16 protein-coding genes and 1 riboswitch are annotated in these 20,587 nt (G+C 36.9%); of the genes, 10 read left to right on the top strand and 6 right to left on the bottom strand.

All coding sequences use genetic code 11. From position 1 onward, the window contains the following. The first annotated feature begins 110 nt into the window (after positions 1–110). The 3 genes from BAQ44_RS18240 to BAQ44_RS18230 are packed head-to-tail and all read left to right on the top strand — an operon-like array spanning position 111 to position 3,293. Positions 111–1,478 carry a sigma-54 interaction domain-containing protein gene (locus tag BAQ44_RS18240; RefSeq protein ID WP_063262713.1) on the top strand — a complete coding sequence of 456 codons (1,368 nt, stop codon included), beginning with the start codon at positions 111–113 and terminating at the stop codon, positions 1,476–1,478. Further along, positions 1,471–2,922 (top strand): NADP-dependent succinate-semialdehyde dehydrogenase, encoded by a 1,452-nt coding sequence (gabD, locus tag BAQ44_RS18235; protein WP_061679425.1) that lies wholly within the window; start codon positions 1,471–1,473, stop codon positions 2,920–2,922. The genes BAQ44_RS18240 and gabD overlap by 8 nt, the downstream gene beginning before the upstream one ends. 47 nt (positions 2,923–2,969) lie before the next feature. Further along, positions 2,970–3,293, top strand: a complete 324-nt coding sequence (locus tag BAQ44_RS18230; RefSeq protein WP_000263262.1) for a DMT family transporter — start codon at positions 2,970–2,972, stop codon at positions 3,291–3,293. Between the two features lie 40 nt (positions 3,294–3,333). Here the strand turns inward: BAQ44_RS18230 and BAQ44_RS18225 are convergent, their stop codons facing one another. The 3 genes from BAQ44_RS18225 to BAQ44_RS18215 form a co-directional block, all read right to left on the bottom strand. Further along, the gene (locus BAQ44_RS18225; RefSeq protein WP_061679424.1) at positions 3,334–4,563 is read right to left on the bottom strand and encodes an aminopeptidase; all 1,230 of its coding nucleotides are present in this window, start codon (positions 4,561–4,563) and stop codon (positions 3,334–3,336) included. A gap of 116 nt (positions 4,564–4,679) precedes the next feature. Continuing rightward, the gene (locus BAQ44_RS18220) at positions 4,680–5,762 is read right to left on the bottom strand and encodes a polysaccharide deacetylase family protein (protein WP_071722782.1); all 1,083 of its coding nucleotides are present in this window, start codon (positions 5,760–5,762) and stop codon (positions 4,680–4,682) included. A 174-nt stretch (positions 5,763–5,936) separates the two neighbouring features. After that, a complete protein-coding gene (locus tag BAQ44_RS18215) occupies positions 5,937–7,133 on the bottom strand; it encodes a NupC/NupG family nucleoside CNT transporter (RefSeq protein WP_063262714.1) in 1,197 nt (398 codons plus the stop codon). Between the two features lie 202 nt (positions 7,134–7,335). After that, positions 7,336–7,437: riboswitch (purine riboswitch) on the bottom strand. A gap of 121 nt (positions 7,438–7,558) precedes the next feature. Between BAQ44_RS18215 and rlmD the strand changes: the two genes are divergently transcribed. The 4 genes from rlmD (at position 7,559) to BAQ44_RS18195 (ending at position 15,204) form a co-directional block, all read left to right on the top strand. Continuing rightward, positions 7,559–8,935: a 23S rRNA (uracil(1939)-C(5))-methyltransferase RlmD gene (gene rlmD, locus BAQ44_RS18210; RefSeq protein WP_000105045.1), complete on the top strand. Its 1,377-nt coding sequence runs from the start codon at positions 7,559–7,561 to the stop codon at positions 8,933–8,935. A 248-nt stretch (positions 8,936–9,183) separates the two neighbouring features. After that, entirely contained in the window at positions 9,184–10,173 is a 990-nt protein-coding gene (locus tag BAQ44_RS18205) for a tRNA dihydrouridine synthase (protein ID WP_071722780.1), read from the top strand. A gap of 577 nt (positions 10,174–10,750) precedes the next feature. Next, a complete protein-coding gene (locus BAQ44_RS18200) occupies positions 10,751–13,546 on the top strand; it encodes an EAL domain-containing protein (RefSeq protein WP_071722779.1) in 2,796 nt (931 codons plus the stop codon). 17 nt (positions 13,547–13,563) lie between these two features. Beyond that, entirely contained in the window at positions 13,564–15,204 is a 1,641-nt protein-coding gene (locus tag BAQ44_RS18195; protein ID WP_071722778.1) for a thiamine pyrophosphate-binding protein, read from the top strand. A 57-nt stretch (positions 15,205–15,261) separates the two neighbouring features. On the opposite strand, the gene BAQ44_RS18190 is transcribed toward BAQ44_RS18195, so the two are convergent. Then, on the bottom strand, positions 15,262–15,783 hold the full coding sequence (locus BAQ44_RS18190) for a hypothetical protein (RefSeq protein ID WP_249024738.1): 522 nt from the start codon (positions 15,781–15,783) through the stop codon (positions 15,262–15,264). Positions 15,784–16,264: 481 nt separating this feature from the next. Here BAQ44_RS18190 and BAQ44_RS18180 point away from each other — a divergent pair, with 481 nt between their 5' ends. From BAQ44_RS18180 to BAQ44_RS18170, 3 genes are all read left to right on the top strand, one after another. Next, complete coding sequence (locus tag BAQ44_RS18180; RefSeq protein ID WP_249024737.1) at positions 16,265–16,819, top strand: hypothetical protein; 555 nt, start codon at positions 16,265–16,267, stop codon at positions 16,817–16,819. Between the two features lie 391 nt (positions 16,820–17,210). After that, positions 17,211–17,729 carry a YehS family protein gene (locus BAQ44_RS18175; protein WP_071722772.1) on the top strand — a complete coding sequence of 173 codons (519 nt, stop codon included), beginning with the start codon at positions 17,211–17,213 and terminating at the stop codon, positions 17,727–17,729. A gap of 94 nt (positions 17,730–17,823) precedes the next feature. Continuing rightward, a complete protein-coding gene (locus tag BAQ44_RS18170; protein WP_071722770.1) occupies positions 17,824–18,531 on the top strand; it encodes a M48 family metallopeptidase in 708 nt (235 codons plus the stop codon). Between the two features lie 193 nt (positions 18,532–18,724). Here BAQ44_RS18170 and BAQ44_RS18165 read toward each other — a convergent pair whose 3' ends face one another. Further along, positions 18,725–19,420 carry an N-acetyltransferase gene (locus BAQ44_RS18165; RefSeq protein ID WP_071722768.1) on the bottom strand — a complete coding sequence of 232 codons (696 nt, stop codon included), beginning with the start codon at positions 19,418–19,420 and terminating at the stop codon, positions 18,725–18,727. Positions 19,421–19,435: 15 nt separating this feature from the next. Next, positions 19,436–20,545 carry a mandelate racemase/muconate lactonizing enzyme family protein gene (locus tag BAQ44_RS18160; RefSeq protein ID WP_071722766.1) on the bottom strand — a complete coding sequence of 370 codons (1,110 nt, stop codon included), beginning with the start codon at positions 20,543–20,545 and terminating at the stop codon, positions 19,436–19,438. Between the last annotated feature and the right edge of the window lie 42 nt (positions 20,546–20,587).

Below are 20,587 nucleotides of genomic sequence, written 5' to 3'. Positions count from 1 at the left end.
AAATAATAAATCGCAAACATTCTAGCTGACTCTATATAAAATGCAGAAAATTCACTTTATAATAAAGGTAGTGAAGTGAATCGATGGATTGGAAGTTAGGGGTGGCTAGGATGGTTGCAGAAAAGGAACGAATGTTAATGGATTTACAAGATGTATTTGAATATGCGTTTGACGAAATTTTTGTAACTGACGAAAAGGGAATCGTTGTGCGTGTAAATAGTACATGTGAAGGGCACTATCAATTAGCTGCTAAAGAGTTAGTAGGAAAGCATGTGAAAGAATTGCAGAAGGATGGTATCTTTTATCCATCGGCAACGTTAGAAGTAATTGAAAAAAAGAGACCGATTGAACTCGTTCAAACGACAAAATCAGGAGAGTATTTACATGTTCGTACAAGGCCTGTTTTTGACGATGAGGGAAATTTAAGAAGAGTAATTAGTTATTCTCGTGATCTTACAGAACTCTACCAATTACGTCAAAAGGTAGAGGAAATGGATAATCAGTTAAAAACATATAAAAAAGAATTAAGAGAAACGTATGAACATGAAGGACTTATTTTTAAAAGTATCGCTATGCAAAAAATAGTCGAGACAATCAAGAAAGTATCCGTGGTAGATAGTACAGTTCTCGTTTTAGGCGAGACAGGAGTAGGGAAGAGTCGATTAGTACGTCATTTACATGAAGTGAGTAACCGGAAGAATGAAAGTTTCTATGAAATTAACTGTGCGGCATTGCCAACGAATTTAATTGAATCAGAGCTTTTTGGATATTCAGGTGGATCTTTTACAGGTGCGAATCGTGAAGGGAAAAAGGGATTATTAGAGTCAGCGCATAGAGGAACTCTTTTCTTAGATGAAATTGGCGAAATGCCGCTTGAAATTCAAGCAAAGCTTTTGCAAGTGTTGCAAGAAAAAACGTTTCGCCCTATAGGCGGAAGGGAATTAAAAAAAGTGGATGTGAGAATTGTAGCGGCAACAAATCGAGATTTAAGTATGATGGTGAAACAGGGAACATTCCGAAAAGATTTATATTATCGTCTGAATGTCATTCCAATTTTAATTCCACCACTCCGGGAAAGAACCGAAGACATTTTGCCACTCATTTATCATTATTTACAGCACTTTAATGAGAAATATGGCCGGAATGTAAAATTAGCACCTAGCACATTGCAAATGTTTGTTGGTTACCCTTGGGAAGGAAATAATAGAGAAATTGAAAATGTGATTGAGCGAATTGTTATAACTGCTGACGATATCGTTACGATAGAAGATTTGCCAATAGCGATGCAAGAATCAACGGTTGAACAGTCCGGTCAAAGTCTCTATAAAATGTTAGAAGAAGTAGAACGGAATATTATTTTGAAAGCATATAAAACATATGGATCGAGTTATAAAGTAGCGGAGTTTTTAAAAATAAGTCAATCTGCTGCCACTAGGAAAATAAAGAAACTTATAGAGGAGGAAGAAAACATTGGATAAAAAAGCGACGTTTGTAAATGTAGAGAAAAAGGCGATGTATATAAATGGTGAGTGGATTACATTGCAAGAACAAATCGAAGTAAATAATCCAGCAACGAAGGAAATATTTGCGACGGTACCAAGGGGCGGAGTAACAGAGGCAAAGCAAGCTGTTGATGCGGCCCATGAAGCTTTTAAATCATGGTCTAAGTTAACAGCAGCAGACCGTGCAGTGAAGTTGAAAAAATGGTTCACACTTATTGATGAAAATAAAGAAGAGATTGCAGCGATCATGACGAGAGAACAAGGAAAGCCGTTTGCAGAAGCACTTGGTGAAGTGAATTATGCAAATAGCTTTGTTGAATGGTATGCAGAAGAAGGAAAACGCGTATACGGTGAAATGATTCCTGCTTCTCATCCGAATAAGCGTATTTTAGTTATGAAGCAACCAGTTGGAGTTATGGCAGCTATTACACCTTGGAATTTCCCTGCTGCTATGATTACGAGAAAGGTAGCCCCGGCGCTTGCAGCAGGATGTACAGCAGTTGTAAAGCCTGCAAGTCAAACGCCGTTAACTGCGTTGAAATTAGCTGAATTAGCTCATGAAGCGGACATTCCAAAAGGCGTAATAAATATTGTAACAGGCAGTGCGAAAGCAATTGCTGATACGTGGATGGAAGATGGACGTGTTCGAAAGGTTTCCTTTACAGGATCAACGGAAATTGGGAAAGAATTAATGGCTAGTGCTGCACAAACGATGAAAAAGGTTTCACTTGAATTAGGTGGTCACGCGCCGTTTATTGTTATGAACGATGCGGACTTAGATAAAGCCGTAGAGGCGGTAATCGGTTCGAAATTCCGTAACGCAGGACAAACGTGTATATGTACAAACCGAGTATTTGTTCAGGAAGAAGTGTATGAAGTATTTGCAGAGAAGTTTCAAAAGGCAGTAGGGCAGTTGAAAGTAGGAGATGGTTTCGGTGACGGAACGACTGTAGGACCACTTATTGACGAGAATGCAGTTTCGAAAGTACAGGAACATATCGAAGATGCTATCCAACAGGGTGGAACAGTTTTATTTGGTGGTCAAAAGGTTGCAGAGCTAGATGGACACTTTATGCAACCAACTGTAATTGGATTGGCGAATGATACGATGCTTTGTATGAATGAAGAAACATTCGGACCAGTGGCACCAGTTGCGAAATTTAAAACGGTTGAAGAAGTAATCGAACGTGCAAATAATACACCATATGGTTTAGCTGCATATATTTTTACAAAAGATATTAGTCAAGCATTCCAAATTAGTGAAGCATTAGAGTACGGCATTATCGGATTAAATGATGGTCTTCCATCAGTTGCACAAGCACCGTTCGGTGGCTTTAAAGAGAGTGGTATTGGCCGCGAAGGAGGCCATTTCGGTATCGAAGAATATTTAGAAATTAAATATATTTCATTAGGACTATAAGTAGTATACTAGAATCTCTATAAGGTAACAGAGAAGGAGATTCTAGTATGGTATATTGGCTATTATTACTCGTAACAATTATTTTTGAAGTAGCTGGAACAATTGCGATGAAATTATCGAATGGTTTAACAAAGCTCGTTCCAAGTGTACTGATTTTCGTATTTTATGGAATTTGTTTCAGCGTATTTGCTATCGTTGTCAAAAAAATTCATTTAAGTATCGCTTATGCCATTTGGTCTGGCGTAGGAACATTACTTATTACAATCATTAGCGTGTATTTCTTTAAAGAGCACATTAGCTTATTCCAAGCATTTTGTATTCTCTTTATCGTTTTAGGAGTAATTGGACTTAAGGTTTCATCGGCATCATAAAAGGCTATCTTCCGATGTGGAAGATAGCCTTTTATTTGTATCAAAATGCCCAGTTACCTTTACGGAAGATTGGTTCATGTCTTCCATCATCTGTAATACCATCGATATCAAGCTCGGCTGATCCGATCATGAAGTCGTTATGTGTAATACTAGTATTTGCTCCGTTTTCAGCAAGTTCTTCTTTAGACATTGTTTTTCCGCCAACTAAGTTGAAAGCATAAGCACTTCCGATTGCAAGGTGGCAAGATGCGTTTTCATCAAATAGCGTATTGTAGAATAAAATATTTGTGTTTGAAATTGGTGAGTCATGAGGTACTAAAGCCACTTCTCCTAAGAAGTGAGAACCTTCATCTGTTTCTACTAAATGTTTTAAAGCTTCTTCACCAGTTTCAGCTTTATAGTCTACGATACGTCCGTTTTCAAATGTTAACGTGAAATTATCGATAATGTTACCTGCAAATGCTAACGGTTTTGTGCTAGATACTTGACCGTTCACACCTGTTTTAAGTGGCATTGTAAATACTTCTTCAGTTGGAATGTTCGCCATAAATGGTACGTTCTTTTCATTTAAGCTACCAGCACCAGCCCATACATGCTTTTCTGGAAGTTCGATTGTTAAATCTGTTCCAGGACCTGTATAGTGAAGAGCTTTATAATGCTTTTCGTTTAAGTAATCAACTTTTGTATGTAACGTTTCATCGTGTTCTTTCCATGCTTCCACAGGATTTTCTAAATCAGCACGAGTAGCTTTGAAAATAGCATCCCATAGTTTTGCCTCCTGTTCTTCTGGTGCAACGTCAGGGAATACTTTCGCAGCCCATTCTTTCGTAGGAACAGAAATGACACACCAGCTTACTTTATCAGCTTGTACGTAATCACGGTATACTTTCATTGCTTCACCAGCTACTTTATGAGCTGTTGCGATACGCGTTGCTTCTACACCTTTTAATAAATCTGGGTTTTCTGCATAAATAGACATAAATGCAGCGCCTTCTTTTGCTAATTCTTCACGAGCGCGTGCTTTCCAAGATGGGAACTCAGCGAATGCTTCTTCAGGAGCTAGATCGAACTTTAAGCGTGTTAACGTCTCATCATTCCAATCCACATATACGTGTTTTGCACCAGATTTATATGCTTTTTCTGTAACAAGGCGTACAAATTGTACAGCTTCAAGAGGTGCACTAATTGATAATGTTTGTCCTGGTTGAATATTAACACCAACATTGACTGCAAGAGCAGCATATTTCTCTAACGTTTGTTCAAATGACATATGTATAATCTCCTTTAATTTGAAAGATTTCTTACTATATATAATACAAGAAAATTCAAAAAATATATATAAATATAGCATAAAAAGAGAGCTCAAAATATATTGAGCTCTCATCGTTATTTAATCGAAGAAGCAAATTGTTCTACAGTCGTCGAATTGTGTATGCGAACGCGCTTCATTTTTAACAACTCATCGGGTTCACCTTTTGTGATGAACTTTCCGGGTTTTGTTGTCGTCGCAAATTGATAATATTTCTTCGTTTCTGCAACGACTTTATCATCTACATGACCGAATGGATAAGCAACTGCGATAACGGGCTTACCTGTTATTTTTTCTAGCTTTTCTTTCGATCCCTTTAATTCTTCTTCATAGTTTGTAATCTTCGGTAAGTCTGCATGCGTTGCAGTATGAGATTGCATGGAGAAAATGCCGGAATCAATCATTTCTTTTATGTCAGATGTAGACAGTGATCCTTCTACATCAACGTTATCAACAATCATATATTCTGTTGCTGTTGGTTTAAACGTATCGTTTTTTAGCTTTTGCAAAATATGAAATGCATTCATATTATTTTTCATACCGTCATCAAATGTAACAAAGATAGGTTTATTCACTTTATTTATATCGCCCCAGCGTTCAAAAGTTAGTAATGTATAATCATTGTCTTTTAAATATTTCATTTGGGCTTCGAAGTTAGCGGGGGATACGAATAAATCTTTAATGCCTTGTCCGTGATAATCATCGATTGCATGGTACATAAGAACGGGAACCTTTTGCTCGAAAGTAATAGCAGATTTTGTGAGCGGAATGGTTTTCCCATCTTCTTTCATTCCTATTGCTTCAATTTGAAACTCACCGCGTTTTCCTTCAAATTCTTTTATGTCAAAAGGCATTGTAAACTGTTTATCCTTTTCTTTAGAAGAAAAGGATTTAGTGTGTTCTTTTCCGTCAGCTGTGCGCCAAATTTTATATTGTACCTCAGTTAAAGTATCCTTTATATCTGTCATATGAATAGTAGTGTTTGTAGATTCATGTGTAATTGGAGTATAAGAAATTTTACCTTGTTCTTGTACGGTCACTTCTTGCTTCTTAGTCTCTTGAACCTTTTTCTCTTTTTTAGGTTCAGGACTTACGTTGCTACTGTTACAGCCAGCTAAAATGGCAGACGTACATAAAGCGATTGCTGCGTATTTTTTCATAAAATCACCTTCTATTGTGTATTATGTTGCATGCTTATATTTAAAATCCCCCCGCTGTTAGAGAGGTGGGGACATACCCTTGTTCATCATATCATTTGAGGAAAATGGATGGAATGAGAAAAGTAACAATAGATAAAAAAATCACCTTACTTCAACGAGTAAGGTGATTTTTTATTAAATAAACAATCCAGCGATTGTTGCAGATAAAATAGAAGCAAGTGTTGATGCAAATAGCATTTTCCAACCAAATTTAGAAACGATGCTTCCTTGTTTTTCAGAAAGGGCACGGATTGTACCTACAATCGCACCAATTTGGCTAATACTTGCGAAGCTAATTAAGAATACTGTAACGATTCCAACTGTACGTGGAGATAATGTTGCTGCAACATCTTTTAAATCAAGAATTGCTACAAACTCGTTTAATACAATCTTCGTACCCATAATACCACCAGCTGGGATAATATCTTGAGTTGGAATACCCATTAAGAACGCGAATGGAGAAAGTATATAACCGAAGATTTGTTGTAAAGTAACAGCATATCCCATTGCACCTGAAGCTGCGCTAATTACGTAGTTTACAACTTCCATTACACCGATGAAGGCAATCATTAATGCGGCAACGATACCAGCTACTTTTAAACCATCAAGCGCACCGTTAATCATTGCGCCGATAAAGCTGTCTCCGAATAAAGTTCTATCAAATTTTTGAATTACTTCATCTTCTTTCTTCGTATCAACTGGTGTTAATAGCGAACAAACGATCAAGCTTGAGAATAAGTTTAGCGGAAGAGCTGCTAGTACATATTTCGCATCTAACATCATTACGTATGATGCTGTAACAGAAGCAGAAACTGAGCTCATCGCAGAACAACAAATGATAAACATACGGTTTTTGTTAAAATGCTGTAAATCGTTTTTAATAACGATTAACGCTTCACTTGAACCGAAGAATACAGAGTTTACTGCGTGGAATGACTCGACGCGTGGTAAACCAGTGATTTTTGAAATGGCACCGCCGACAACGCGAACGATGAATGGTAAAACACCTAAATAGCTAAAGATAGAAAGTAGTGCTGAGAAAAATACGATAATTAATAGTACGTTTAAGAAAAAGACAAAATCTCTTTGAATTCCATTAAAGAGAAAATCGACACCTGTCGTACCAAGTTTAATTAGTTTGTTGAAAACTTTACCAATGAAAATAATGATTTGTTGACCAATCTTTGTGCCAAACATAAACCAACCGATTAAAATTTGAAAACCAATCATAATAGCAATTGCACGGAAGTTGATTTTACTTCTATTGTTTGACAAAGCAAAGCATAAACCTAAAACGACAAGAATACCGATAATGCTCATTACATATTGCATGTAGTTGCCCCTTTCAGAAGTTCGTATAAAGTTTGTACATAAAACGCTCGTTATATTACTAAAAATAAAACAAAGAGGTTTTATGTCATACGTAAGATGTCTGACCTTTTAGAAAAATAAAAATAAAAAAAGACCCATATGGATTCACTTTCATCTATGAGAGAAAGCTAATCAATATGAGTCTTTTTTTGCACATAGGCTAATATTCATTAGTTTTCCCCATAGTCCAGCAATTTAAGGTTGCCGGGTAGAAACTCTCGATCCATATTATCGAATATATATGAGGTAACATCGTCCGTATTAAATTAGTAGTAGCGTAACATTAACAGAGAACTATCGTCAATAGCTTTTTTTCTTCCGATAGAAATAGACCATATAAGTATGATAAAATGTAACGCAGTGTTATGAAAAAGAGAGGTCGGAAAATGAGTACAAAAATGACGCCACCAGTTGAGAAAAACGAGTTTATAGATGTAGTATTTGAAGATTTAACACATGATGGTGCCGGTGTTGCGAAAGTAAAGGGCTATCCTATTTTCGTTAAAAACGGATTACCAGGTGAAGAAGCACAAATTAAAATTATTAAAGTGAAGAAAAACTTCGCATTCGGTCGTTTAATGAAACTTCATACAGAAAGCCCATATCGTAAAGATGCAGAATGCCCGGTGTACAATCAGTGCGGCGGTTGTCAGCTTCAGCACTTAACATATGAAGGACAATTACAAGCGAAAGAAAAACAAGTACGTGACGTTATGCAGCGTATTGGCGGATTAAGCGATGTTCCTGTGCACCCTGTACTTGGTATGAAGAACCCATGGGTATACCGTAACAAAGCACAAGTACCAATTGGAGAACGTGAAGGTGGACTTGTCGCTGGTTTCTATCGCCAAGGAACACATGACATCATTAATATGGAATCATGTTTAATTCAGGCAGAAGAAAACGATACATTAATCCAGGAAGTAAAACGTATTTGTGAAAAACACGGTATTTCGGCATACAACGAAGAGCGTAATAAAGGAACACTTCGCCACGTAATGGCTCGTTACGGACAAGTAACAGGGGAAATTATGCTTGTCTTCATTACTCGTACAGCAGAATTACCAAACAAAAAAGCAATCATTGAAGAAATTGCTGCAAAATTCCCAGAAGTAAAATCGATTGTTCAAAACGTAAACACGAAACGTACAAATGTAATCTTCGGAGACACAACGACAGTACTGTACGGATCAGAATATATTTATGACTTTATCGGTGACATTAAATTTGCAATTTCAGCACGTTCATTCTATCAAGTAAACCCAGAACAAACGAAAGTGTTATACGACAAAACGTTAGAATATGCAAAATTAGATGGCAACGAAACAGTAATTGATGCCTATTGCGGAATTGGATCAATCTCCTTATTCTTAGCGCAAAAAGCGAAAAAAGTGTACGGCGTTGAAATCGTTCCGGAAGCAATCGAAGACGCAAACCGAAACGCAGCACTAAACAACATGACAAATGCTGAATTTGGCGTAGGGGAAGCAGAAGTAGTTATTCCAAAATGGTACAAAGAAGGCATAATCGCCGACACAATGGTCGTAGATCCACCGCGTAAAGGTTGTGATGATGCACTACTAAACACAATCATCGACATGAAACCAAAACGCGTCGTATACGTATCATGTAACCCAGCAACATTAGCACGTGACTTAAAAGTACTAGAAGAAGGCGGATATAAAACGCAGGAAGTACAACCTGTTGATATGTTCCCGCACACGACTCATGTGGAGTGTGTAGCTTGGCTGAAGTTGGTATAATAGGAAAGCAGTTGATATAGGAAAATCTATACCATCTGCTTTTTGGTTTATCCCGCTTTAATGGGCAGTAAGACCCCCACCTCAAAATTCAACGAAAGCAAAGAAGTTAGGTGGGGAATCAACTGCCTATAAAAGTCCGATTGGTTCAACTAATAACCAGTGGGGGATGAAGAAAACCCCCACTGATTAAAGTTTCACTTTATTGAGAGTTTAAAATTGCATTCATATTGAGAGGATTTGAATTTGAAATGATAGATAATTTTTGGCGTAATTTACCACGACCATTTTTCGTACTTGCACCAATGGAAGATGTGACAGACGTTGTTTTCCGTCACGTAGTAAGTGAAGCTGGTAGCCCAGACGTATTCTTCACAGAGTTCACAAACTCGGATAGCTATTGTCATCCAGAAGGTATGAAAAGTGTACGTGGCCGTTTAATTTTTACAGAAGATGAACAACCAATCGTGGCGCATATTTGGGGAGATAACCCTGAATATTTCCGTCAAATGAGTATTGGTATGGCAGAGTTAGGATTTAAAGGCATCGATATTAATATGGGCTGCCCTGTACCGAACGTAGCATCAAGAGGAAAAGGTAGTGGCCTTATTCTACGTCCAGACGTTGCGGCAGAACTTATTCAAGCAGCAAAAGCGGGTGGACTACCTGTCAGCGTAAAAACGCGACTGGGCTTTAAGGAGTTAAGCGAATGGGAAGATTGGTTAACGCATATTTTCAAACAAGATATCGCAAACCTTTCTATTCACTTACGTACAAGAGAAGAAATGAGCCAAGTGGATGCGCACTGGGAACTAATTCCGGAAATTAAAAAATTACGTGACCGTATCGCACCAAATACGCTAATAACAATTAACGGAGATATTCCTGACCGTAAAATCGGACTAGAACTTGCTGAAAAATACGGCATTGATGGTGTTATGATTGGACGAGGTATCTTTAAAAATCCATTTGCTTTCGAAAAAGAGCCAAGAGAGCATAGCAGTAAAGAACACCTAGATCTTTTAAGACTACAACTTGATCTTCAAGATCAATATGCAGAAGTATTACCACGCTCCATCACAGGACTACATCGCTTCTTCAAAATTTATGTAAAAGGCTTCCCTGGAGCTGCTGAACTAAGAAATCAATTGATGAGTACAAAATCAACTGATGAAGTACGCGCATTACTTGATAAGTTTGAGGCGAGTGTGAATGTGGTAGAAAGTAGTGAAACAGTGTAACTCCCTGAAATAGAGGGGAATGGATTCTATTTATTTAGTTTTGACTTCTGTTGTAGATTACAATAGAAAGAAAACAGTTTTATAAACGTATTGAACAAACCAGCGCTTTTTGTATTTCTGCGTATACTCTGTGTATGTGGGGTTTGTGACTGGCGTGTAGAGATAGTTTGAATAGGCAGATGGGAATTTTGACTCAGATGAGTAGGGATTCCCATCTGTTTTTTGTTGTAATGTATTAAAAAGCAATAAGTAATGTTGTACATTGTTACCTGAATGAAGTGGTATTTGTTTCATTTTAAGTAAGCTGATTTGTATCATCAGTAAATGAATTTTTGTGGCTGTATGACCTTTAGTAATGACAACGTATGTATCGCGCAACTGAGTAATAAAAATATTAAATGATTATGCAAACAATTCCTATATTAAATCTATAAAAAACATTATAATAGTGAGAAATATGAAATATTTTGTCGAATCAGTAATGATTGAATAGTAAACTGATAGTATTGATTGGTTTTAAATAAGAATTTAAGTTTGAATATAAATAGATATTTTCAATGAAATGGAGTTCGTTTTTATGTTGAAGGAACAAACGAGGTATTCTCGACTTGCGAATATAACTAAAATGATTAATACAAAGCTGGATTTACGTGAAGTTTTAGAGCAAGTCACAATAGCAATTTCTGAAGAAATCGTTCAATGCGATTCTGTTGGTATATATTTACCACAGGAAGATGGAACGTTTAGGGGGTATGTAGGAAAACCGGAAGTTATTAATGGATGGACACTGGATATGCATGTCATTGATACAGATATTGATCTGCTGGCGAAAGAAGTAATTGAAACAAAAAAAGCCATCTATATACCTGATACATCAAAGGATAGCAGGCCGGACCCGAGAGCGGTGGAAGGGTTTCGAATTAAATCTTTATTCGTACTACCTATCTCTTTTGAAGAAGAGTTATTTGGTCTAGTTTTTTTATTTGATTATGGAATTCCCATGAATTTAACAGAGTCAGAAATTCAAACAGTTGAGGCATATGTGAATATGGCGGCTGTTGCCATTCAAAATGCGAACAATTTAACTCATAAGGTAAACCTTATTGCTGAAAAGCAGCTCTTGCTTGATGTGACACGGGATCTATCTATGTGTTCCTCCATGCAGGAAAGTCTGGATACTTGTTTTTCTTATTTGGGAAAGGTTTTAGGTAATTATAATATCGGGGTTCACTTACTAGAGCCTTTAGCTGAGAAAAGAATTAGACCAGTGAAATTAAGTAAGGATTCCGAGTGGACAGAAGAAGATTGGATGAAGACACACGATAAGATACAATTTGATCAAAGCAATGATAGAGTTACGCAAGAAGTTATTAAAACAAAAAAACCAATTTGGATTCCAGATGTTTATGCAGATTCGCGGCCAAACCATGATGTTTGTCGTAATTTTGACATGAAGGGACTTTTGATGCTGCCACTGGTTTCAATGGGAGAGGTATTAGGGCAAATATCTGTAGTCAATCTAGGTGATAGTAATTTCAATTATTCTGAAGCACAAATACAGCTGTCACAATCTATTGTCGATGCAACTACCTCTACGCTATCGAATCTTCTATATATGGAAAAGCAGGAAGTCATTATCGAAGAGAGAACCTCAGAAATTACCGTGAAAAATAAGGAACTGGAACGAGTAATAACGGAATTGCAGCAGCTTAGCCGTGAGAAAGAATTGATTCTCAATTCTGCTGGGGAAGGGATTTTTGGTTTAGACCTTGAAGGGAATATAACCTTCTGTAACCCGGCTGGTGCCTCCATGTTAGGTTATGATATGGAAAATGAACTAATAGGAAAACCATCCAGTATGGTTTTCAACGGAATTGAAACAGGAAAGAAAAAGCAGGCTATTTCCGATTGCGATGAGAGTTGGAATCTGTACGATAAAACCGAGCAATTTTTTAGAAAAGATCGATCCCGCTTTCCGGTGGAATATGTCATTTCTTCTATAAAAGAAGAGGCCGAGATTGTCGGAGAAGTTATTACCTTTAAAGATTTAACGCAACGGAAACAAATGGAGGAAGAAATAAAATATCATGCCTATTTTGATAGTTTAACGGATTTACCTAACAGAGTTTTATTAAAGGACAGGCTAACCCAAGGGCTGACATATGCTCAATTAAATGCTGAAAAATTAGCAGTTCTGTATTTGGATTTAGACAGGTTTAAATTTGTGAATGATACACTTGGACATAGCTTCGGTGATTTATTACTACGAGAAGTTGCAAACCGATTAAGTGCTTGCGTCTCCAAAAGTGCTACGGTATCGAGACAGGGCGGGGATGAATTTACTATTTATTTACCTAATATCAAAAGTGAAAAAGAAGTGTTAAAGGTAGTAAATCGTGTCATTGATTCTTTTTCAAGGCCTTTTCAGTTAGTAGACAATGAAATCTATATGAAAACGAGTATTGGTATTAGTATATTTCCTGATAACGGTGATACGACTGAAATCTTAATTAAAAATGCAGACACAGCTATGTACAAATCTAAAGAAATATCAGGAAGTAGCTATCATTTCTTCAGTGAAGGGATGGATACTAGAACTTTTGAAAGCGTCAAGTTAGAAAATGATTTGTATAAGGCTTTGGAACAAGAGGAACTTGAAATCTATTACCAACCGCAAATAAATGGTAAAACGAATAAGATCGAGGGAGTAGAGGCTTTAATTAGGTGGAACCATCGAGAACATGGGATGATATCGCCTGATCAATTTATCCCAATAGCTGAAGAAACCGGATTAATAGTCCCGATAGGTGAATGGGTTCTGGAAGAGGCCTGCAAGCAATTAAAAAAATGGCACGATCAAGGATTTCCATTAATTAGTATGTCGGTGAATTTATCTGCACGTCAATTTGAACAAAGTGATTTATTTGCTGTCGTAAAAAACGTTTTAGAGAAAGTAGAGCTATCACCGAAGTATATACAACTAGAACTCACGGAAAATTTAATTGTTAAAAATACAGAATCAACTTTAAAAACAATGAAGAAATTAAAAGGGCTAGGAATAAACCTCGCTATTGATGATTTTGGCACTGGTTATTCATCTTTAGGGTATTTAAAAAGCTTGCCTATTTCAACGTTGAAAATTGATAAATCCTTTGTCCGTGATATGACAAAAGATGATGCAGCCATTACGAATACTATTATTACGCTGGCTAAGAATTTGAATCTTGACGTTATTGCTGAAGGTGTTGAGACAAAGGAACAGGTCGAATTTTTATCTGCACGAAATTGTTATTTGATGCAAGGGTATTTTTTCAGTCGTCCTATAACGGCTGAAGACATAGAAAAACTTTTTAATAGAGAAAATCAATTTTAAATGAATGGGGAATAAGCATGAGAGCAGCTCGAAATGTATTAGAATATTTAATAGCTAATGAAGTTCAACATATATTTGGTATTCCAGCCGGTTCTGTAAATGCGTTTTTCGATGAGTTGTATGATATGCCTGAATTAACACCAATTGTAGCAAAGCATGAAGGAGCAGCATCCTATATGGCTGCCGCTTATGCGAAATACACAAATCAGCTAAGTGTATGTATTGGTTGTAGCGGACCAGGTGCCACAAATCTTGTGACGGGTGCTGCTAATGCTATGCGAGAGCATTTACCTGTTTTATTCATTACAGGTGCTGTACCTATGAATACGGTAGGTTTAAATGCATCACAAGAATTAGATGTAGAACCAGTCTTCAGGTCTGTTACAAAATATAGCGTTACGGTTAATGATGTAAAGGATGTACTTAAAGAAGTTGCACTAGCAATTGAAATTGCTCTATCCGGAGTACCAGGACCTGTCCATGTTGCGATACCGATTGATATTCAACACGAAAATATTGAAGGTGTTGAAATGCCGCCGATTCCTAAAAGACTTCCTATTGTTCCTGACCTAGGTACAATAAAAGAAACAGCTAGAGAGCTAGTAAAAAGGGATAAGGGTTATATTTTTGCAGGACAGGGAATAAGAAACTCTGTTGAGTCATTAATAGAGTTGGCAGAATTGCTGAATTGGCCGATTATAACAACTCCACAAGCAAAGGGGTATATCCCTGAGGAACATCCGCTTTTAGTCGGAGTATTTGGATTTGCTGGTCATGAGGCTGCTTCAGCGTTGATTAATGAGGGTGATGGAAAAGCATTATTGATTGTAGGTTCCAGCTTGGGAGAAACTGCGACAAATAATTATAATGGAAACTTAATAAAAGATCGCTTCTCTGTTCAAATGGATTTTGACCAATCTGTCTTTAATCGGAAGTACAACGTGGATATTCCAGTACTAGGCGATATAAATTTAAGTTTATTATTGTTAATAGAAGAATTAAAAGCTTTAGGATTGCAAAAGGAGAGCGCTGAGCTTACCGCTGAAAAGAAAAAAGAGGAAGAGAATACGGAGGAATATAATACGAAAAATGTTCTCCTGACCCTTCAAAAATGTTTACCTTCAACTACTAGGTATACCATTGATATTGGTGAGTTTATGGCGTATGTTATCCATCACATGAAGGTCATAGATTTTGACTCCTATAATATTAATGTGCATTTTGGCGCAATGGGAAGCGGGATTGGTTCAGCGATTGGTTCAAAACTGGCTGAACCGGAACGCCCTGTTGTATGTATTACGGGTGATGGTTGTTTCTTCATGCACGGAATGGAAATACTGACGGCAAAGGAATACAATTTGCCAATTTTATTTGTTGTGATGAATAATGCCCGTTTAGGGATGGTATATCATGGTCATTCGCTACAGTTTCGTAGGACTCATCCATCCTTCGAACAGGAATCCATTCATATTAGCGCAATGGCCGCGGCTATGAATATCCCAAGTTACAGAATCACTGAATTAGAAGATATCGATCAAGATGTTATAAACGGCTTGATGAATTCAAAGGGACCAGCAGTTCTAGAAGTTGCTTTAGTCGATAATAATACTCCTCCTATGGGAGATAGAGTTAAATTTTTATCGTCTTTCGGAAAATAAAGTTGTTGTATTCACCGACTAAAAAAAATCATATAGGGATTCCCTATATGATTTTTTTTATAAAGATTGATATGAATCGTGAATTTCCTTCAGAATTGTTCCGATGATCTGCCCCTTAAAGGCATCTGGAATTGCTTCTCCAGATGGATTTGAGTAATAATATCCGTGTTCTTCATCGCAAGAGAACCCAAAGTTTGTTAATGATTGCTGTAGGGTCTTTGGCAATTCCTCTAATCCAGTTTGTTCAGTGAAATAGTCGGTAGGAAAAATTTTCACATCGACATCTCCTAATCCAGTATGAACAACAAATAAGTCTTGTTCATCTCGAACAACCCACTGCTCTTTAGAAAATAAAGAAATTCTTGCTCCCTCTAAAGAGGATATCGCATCTAAGTTAATACCAAAAATTTGATTGATAAGTTGGCGAATCTCTATTCCTGCGACCGTACTTCCGTAATGTGCGAGGGCAGAATCTATGGCCCTTTTAGCAATGTTCTCAGTTGAGGAAACCGCTCCTGCCATTATCCATTCTTTTGATAGGACAGGTTTAGTTGTTAAATCAAATTTGAAAATGGACATTACGATATTACAAATCTCGGTACTAGTTATTTTTCCTTGATGAGAATCAAGATGTTTGTCCATTAATTCTACTTTGTTTATTAGGTCTAAATCTTTTTCTAACATGTACAACAAACTCCAATCGTAAAAATAAAGTATGCTTTTTATCCATAACATAGAAAGAGTTTACAAATTACTTGCTATAGGCTGGATATTCTCCGCTCAACTAAAAGCCCTTAAGACGTTGTTACTCTTATTATACTAATTAATATACGTATATTGTTATAAAAAAATAATATAGGTGAAGGTGCATCGAAAGCATTACTATAATCAACATTTCAGGAGGAAAAACAATGGCAATGAGCAACAACGATATATTAAAAAGAGTAAGGTACGCTTTAGATATAAGAGATAATGAGGAAACTTTCCTTTTGGAAAGTTGTCTTTTATGCTTTACAGTATATATAAAGGCAAGTAATTAGAGTGAATGGAGAAAGTTGAAGTGAAAAAGAAGAAAAAGCTACCGGTTATGAAGATTTTAATGTATGTGCTAATAGCAATTGTAGTTATTAATTGGATCTATAAGACACCGGAAGAGAAAAAAGCAGACTTAAAAGAAAAAATTGCAAGCTATGAAGAGTTTGAATCACACTGTATAACATACGCGGATTGGAATATTGGTAAAGGTGGGAGCAAAAATCTAAATACTTTGTATAATGATCCTCAAGAATGTTTGGATAAAGAATTATTTATATGGCAGAACGATGGTACGGAACCAACAAAGGGAGTAGCCAAATTAGTTTTTAATAAAACAGATTACTATTTTACAGAAGAAGAATTAAAGGATGCTATTCAAACAGAGGCAGAAAATAAATATAAATTGCTTGAAGAAATCCAACGCGAATGTAAATCTACATTGCTTGGGGGTTTTTCATATGATTATTATACAGATGGATACGATTATATAATAGAGAGCGCATCAGGGGGAAAATCAAAGATGAATGAAAATAGTTTTAACAGTCTATTTGAAATTACAAAAACTTACAAAAAAAATTAATGGTATTTTGATAAAGATGAAATGAAATATTTTTAAAAAGGACTTAAGATTTTAAAAAAATTCAATTTTACTTCAATTTTTTTGGGAGAAAACAGGCAGTGTGTTTGAGAAATCAAAGCATTGCTTTTTCTATTAATTAACATTATGCCCACCCCTTTTTTATAAGTATGTACTAAACCAAATAAACAATAGGAAGATGAATATAAACTCAAACAATATTGTAGTTTCTCTTTACTCACAATATTTTTCTACGTTTTGATATAACCTCCACACGCATTAATCCACCTAAGACTACAAAACCTCCCTCTAAAATGTTAAAGTAGTAACTTAACGACATTCATTTACACATGCTAAAAGCATTACTATAATCAACATTTCAGGAGGCAACACAATGGCAATGAGCAACAACGATATATTAAAAAGAGTAAGGTATGCTTTAGATATAAGAGATATAGATATGGTAGAAATCTTTAAACTTGGCGGTATGGAAGTAACGAAAGAAGACGTAGTTGATATGCTTACAAAAATAAAGAGAGCGCCCCAGCATGAAGCAGAAAATGCTGATGTAATCGAAGATGAGTACGTAAAAACATGCGATATGATGATGTTAGAGGCATTTTTCAATGGGTTTATTACTTTAAAAAGAGGGAAGCAAGATCCGAAACCAGGACAACCGGCACCTGTACAAAGCAAAGAGAGTGCGAATAACCTTCTTCTAAAGAAAATGAAAATCGCACTCTCTTTAACGAGTGAGGATGTACTTGATATATTAGATAGCGTAGGCGTTACGGTGACTAAGGGAGAACTAGGCGCTCTATTAAGAAAAAAAGGCCATAAAAATTACAAAGAGTGCGGCGATAGATATGCAAGGAACTTCATTAAGGGATTAGGTGTAAAGTATAGAGGGTAATGAGTTTGTTAAAGCAGCAAATGATATAATAGGTAGAGTAGGACGTTCGTGTCCTATTCTTTTTTATTTATAAAATAATACGTTAGGTGATGAAATGGTACATACATATTTAGGTGAGACGATTCATTTTCATATAACTTATAAGAAGAAAAAGTCCGTGCGTCTTTTTGTAGATTCGTACGGAAATGTGGAAGTGCAGGCTCCGAAAGGGACACCTGTTGAATACTTAGTCCAGTTGCTAGAGGAGAAATGGGATTGGATTCAGGCAACACGTAAGGAAATGCAGGAGCGAGCGCTTGGTCCACAGGAAAAGGATTATGATCAAGGAGAGGGCTTTCTGTATTTAGGGCATACGTATCCGATACAGATCTCCCAAGATGCAAGTATTACGCAAGACAATGCAGTGTTTGAAGGAGATAAGCTACACATTTATGTGAACGAGCTTAAGGATGAGAAAATACAACAAGCGTTAAAACGATTTTATTATAAGCAGTGTAAGTCATTAGTAGAGAAGAGTATTAAAGTGCATCAAAGTAACTTCAAAACAAAACCACGCTCTATTCGTATTACAGATAGTAGCCGCACGTGGGGCACTTGCGATTCGAATTTACAGCTGACATTCAATTGGAAGCTAGCGATGGCACCACAGAGAGTAATTGATTACGTAGTTGTCCATGAAATGTGTCATATGGTTCATTTAAATCATGATCGCTCTTTTTGGCGTCTTGTAGGGAAGATAATGCCTGATTATAAGAAAATGGAGAATTGGTTAGCGTTATCTAGTTGGAAGATGACGGTTTAGTGGTGTACTTTATGTAGGTTGCGATTATTGGCGATGTTTGTCGATAAGTCGATATATTTGAAGAATCGCTGATATATTTGGATTTGCGCCGATATATTTCAAAAATCGCTGATATATTTGGAGTTGCAATCGATATGTTCAATGAAGAAAAAGGAGATGTCACAGCAGACATCTCCTTTTTCTTACTTAGCAATTATCGTCCAAATTTCACAACAAAATCTTCGTCTATTTTCTCCAATCCATACCCATGATACCCCTCTGAAAGCAACGCCTGCTGTCCACCAGCATCGCTCATCAGAACGTTCTCAATCTCTGTCCAATCTCTCTCCTTGTCCCCACGCAATTCCTTCACAAAAACATACCGCATACTACCACCATATTTCTCCTTCAATGCAGCAATCTCCATTCCTTGCGCAAACTTATCCTTCAAACTCGGAATGTTAAAAGGGGCAACGGTGCAACAAACATAGTCGTATTTGCTATCTTCTTTTTGTAATTCGTCCATAATAACTGTAGCTAATATTTTTTGCATCCCATTTCCTCGGCTGTTTGGGTGAACATTTGAGATTTCTTGATAGATGACGCGGTGTAGTTCGCTTTCTGCTATACCAATATCAAGTCCTAAATGTTCATCGTCAATAGGAGGGACGAGTAGGGCACGAAATGCGATGAGTTCGTTTTCGATAAAAGCACCGATCATCATGCCGTTTCCTTCTAGAATGTATTGAAATTCTTCTAACGAGAGTGGTTGTAGGCGACTTTTATCCTCTAGCGCTTCAACTACAACGTTTTGTAGTGATAAGATTTGATCGATGTGCTCTAGTGATAGTAATGTAACGTGAAATGGCTCGTTATTTTGTTTTAATGATCCTTTGTATAGAACTGTCATGTGTTTAGTCCTCCTTTAGCGTACAACGTCTTGAAAGACGGTTAGTTCTTGTAATGTATCTTCATTTATTTCAATGCCGAGTCCTGGCTTTTCGTTTAAGCGAATAAATGGTACGTCGTAATGCAAGTTTCCGATGTCTTTCGTGAACTTTAATGGACCTGTAAGTTCAACGCTCGTAATGATTTTTTTCGAGAAAGCGACATGGAATCCTGCGGAAGAGGCAACGGATGATTCGACCATGGATCCAACTTGGCATTCAATGCCGGCCATTTCTGCTTGGTGAGCGAGTTTTACAGCGGGATATATGCCGCCGCACTTCATTAGTTTGATATTTACTTTATCAGCCGCGTCTAATTTAATGATTTGGCGCATTTCACGAGAACCTTTTAATCCTTCATCAATCATAAGCGGAAGGTCTGTTTTCGAACGAATGTGAGCCATTGCGTCAATATCGTCTGCGATAACAGGCTGTTCAATCCAATCGATGTTTAAATGAACTAATGAACGAAGTGCCGTTAATGTGTTGGCGCTATTTTTCCACCCTTGGTTTACATCAACACGAATTGCGATATCATTTCCTACACGTTCACGTACCGCTTCAATTCTTTTTACATCTTCGTTTACATTCGTACCGACTTTCATTTTGAAAGATTGATAACCTTTTTGAATCATGGAAGCAGCTTCTTCAGCCATGTCTTCAGGTTTGGCAATACTTAAGACGTGAGTGACAGGGAAGTCTTCATGGTAGCGCCCGCCAATTAATTGATATACAGGTTGATTTAGTTTTTTGCCCATTATATCAAAACAAGCAATATCAATCGCAGCCTTCGCAGTAGGCACACCGTAAATTGTATTGTCCATCATATCGTGTATTTTCTCGATATTCATTGGATTTTGCCCGATGAGCGCAGGAGCAAGTGTATGTTTTAAAGTATGGAAAGTACTTTCCCATGATTCGCCTGTAACGTGATCATCAGCAACACCTTCACCGTAACCGATAATACCTTCATCTGTTTCCATTTTGACGATAATAGAAGGCATATCAGAATAAGAACCATAACTAATAACAAACGGATCGCGAAGCGGTAAACGAATTGCATAAAGATGAATAGCTGTAATTTTCATTAGGTAGAGACCCCTTCCTGTTTACAATAGTTTTGTACATTT

Source organism: Bacillus mobilis (assembly GCF_001884045.1).
Lineage (GTDB): Bacteria > Bacillota > Bacilli > Bacillales > Bacillaceae_G > Bacillus_A > Bacillus_A mobilis.
Note: the sequence above shows the minus strand (reverse complement) of the source record. Positions and strands in the feature narration are given on the sequence as shown.